Annotated in this window: 3 protein-coding genes; 2 read left to right on the forward strand and 1 reads right to left on the reverse strand. The window is 71.6% G+C overall.

Translation table 11 applies throughout. From position 1 onward, the window contains the following. On the forward strand, positions 1-1,198 hold a 1,198-nt coding region (locus FRW57_RS20890), incomplete at its 5' end, for an ATP-binding cassette domain-containing protein (protein ID WP_152186967.1). Between the two features lie 60 nt (positions 1,199-1,258). On the opposite strand, the gene FRW57_RS20895 is transcribed toward FRW57_RS20890, so the two are convergent. After that, positions 1,259-1,774 carry a MarR family winged helix-turn-helix transcriptional regulator gene (locus tag FRW57_RS20895; protein WP_152186968.1) on the reverse strand — a complete coding sequence of 172 codons (516 nt, stop codon included), beginning with the start codon at positions 1,772-1,774 and terminating at the stop codon, positions 1,259-1,261. A 64-nt stretch (positions 1,775-1,838) separates the two neighbouring features. On the opposite strand from FRW57_RS20895, the gene FRW57_RS20900 reads away from it, so the two are divergent. Further along, the coding region (locus tag FRW57_RS20900) for a methyltransferase (protein ID WP_152186969.1) at positions 1,839-2,011 on the forward strand (173 nt) is incomplete at its 3' end.

The following is a 2,011-nucleotide window of genomic DNA, read 5'->3' on the forward strand; positions in this document are numbered from 1 at the left end:
CATCGCCGCGGTGACCGAGGAGCGGCGCGGCAACCTGCTGCGCAAGGAGCTGGCCTGGCTGCGCCGCGGGCCGCCGGCGCGCACCAGCAAACCGAAGTTCCGGATCGAGGCCGCCAACGCGCTGATCGCCGACGAGCCGGACCCGCGGGACGAGGTCTCGCTGGTGCGCTTTGCCACGACCCGGCTCGGCAAGGACGTCGTGGACCTGCTGGACGCCACGGTCGAGCTCGGTGACCGCCGGCTGCTGGACCGGGTGACCTGGCGGCTGGCGCCGGGCGACCGGATCGGCATCGTCGGCGTCAATGGCGCCGGCAAGTCGACCCTGCTCCGGGCGGTGCACGGTGACGTCGAGCTCGCGTCGGGCAAGCGCAAGGTCGGCAAGACGGTGTCGATGGCGTTCCTGACCCAGGAGGTCCGCGAGCTGGAGGCGTTCGCCGACTGGCGGGTCATCGCGGCGATCGAGGATGTCAAGGCGTTCACCCGGCTCGGCAACAAGGAGGTGAGCGCGAGCCAGCTCGCGAAGCGGCTCGGCTTCTCCGGTGGCCGCCAGCAGACCCGGGTCGGCGACCTGTCCGGTGGGGAGCGGCGGCGGCTGCAGCTGCTCCGACTGCTGATGGCCGAACCCAACGTGCTGCTGCTGGACGAGCCCACCAACGACCTCGACATCGAGACGCTCACCTCGCTCGAGGACGTGCTCGACGGCTGGGCCGGCACGCTGCTCGTCGTGTCGCACGACCGCTACCTGCTCGAGCGGATGTGCGACAAGCAGGTGGCGCTGATGGGGGACGGCCGGCTGCGTGGCCTGCCCGGCGGGGTCGAGCAGTACCTCGAGCTGCGCCACCAGCAGCACGTCTCGGGACAGGGTTCGGCTGGACACGCGACCGCTGGGCGCCCGTCGGCGGGAACGACCTCGACGGGGAGTGTCCCGGAGACCGCCGACGTGACCGGGACCTCGGCGGCCGGTGCGGCGCAGACGCACAGCCCGGCGCAGCTGCGTGCCGCGCGCAAGGAGCTGGCGCGGATCGAGCGACAGCTGTCCAGGCTCGCCACCCGCGAACAGCGGATCCACGACGAGATGGCGCAGAAGGCGACCGACCACCAGGCGGTGCTCGAGCTCAACGAGACGCTGCGCGCGATCGTGGACGAGCGGGAGTCGCTGGAGCTGGAGTGGCTCGAGGCCGCCGAGATCGTCGGCTGACCGCACCGCGGCCGGTGGCAAGCAGCGCCGACGGGTGGTTGGCAGCCGGCCCGCGCGCCGTCAGGGCTCGAACGGCAGCAGCAGCCTGCGGAGCAGTTCGGCAAGCTGCCGGCGCTCGCGCTCAGGCAGCTCGGCGAGCAGCTCGCGCTCGCGGTCGAGCAGATCGGCCATGGCGCTGTCGACCACCTTCCTCCCCTCCTGGGTCAGGCCCACGATGACGCCGCGCCGGTCACCGGGCCTCGGTTTGCGGTGCACGAGCCCGCGTCGCTCGAGCCGGTCGACCCGGTTGGTCATGGTGCCGCTGGTCACCAGCATCTGCTTGACCAGCTGCCCGGGGGAGAGCTCGTAGGGTGCGCCGGCTCGGCGCAACGCGGACAGCACGTCGAACTCCCACCCTTCCAGGCGGTGCTGGGCGAAGGCCGAGCCGCGGGCCAGGTCCAGGTGGCGGGCCAGCCGGGACACCCGTGAGAGCACGTGCAGCGGGGTGACCTCGAGGTCTCCCCGCTCGCGTTGCCAGGCTTCGACGATGCGGTCGACCTCGTCCTGCTCGTCTTGCTCGTCCTCGGGCGTCGACATGGTGGCGAGTCTAGTGTCCATCAAGTATCTTGATATCAAGCTATTTGAGATCGAGAGGTAGATCATGCCCATCACCTGGGATCCACAGCAGTACGCCCGCTTCGCGGGCCACCGCGAGCGCCCCTTCTTCGACCTGACCTCGCGCATCGACGCGGACGCGCCGGGCCGCGTGGTCGACCTCGGCTGCGGCGCGGGCCCGCTCACGCTGAACCTGGCGCAGCGCTGGCCGGGGGCCCG

Source organism: Segeticoccus rhizosphaerae (assembly GCF_009192725.1).
Lineage (GTDB): Bacteria > Actinomycetota > Actinomycetes > Actinomycetales > Dermatophilaceae > Segeticoccus > Segeticoccus rhizosphaerae.

What these genes read in the sequence shown, in the direction of transcription:
- FRW57_RS20895 (WP_152186968.1), bottom strand. Translation starts at nt 1,774, where the DNA reads ATGTCGACGCCCGAGGACGAGCAAGACGAGCAGGACGAGGTCGACCGC.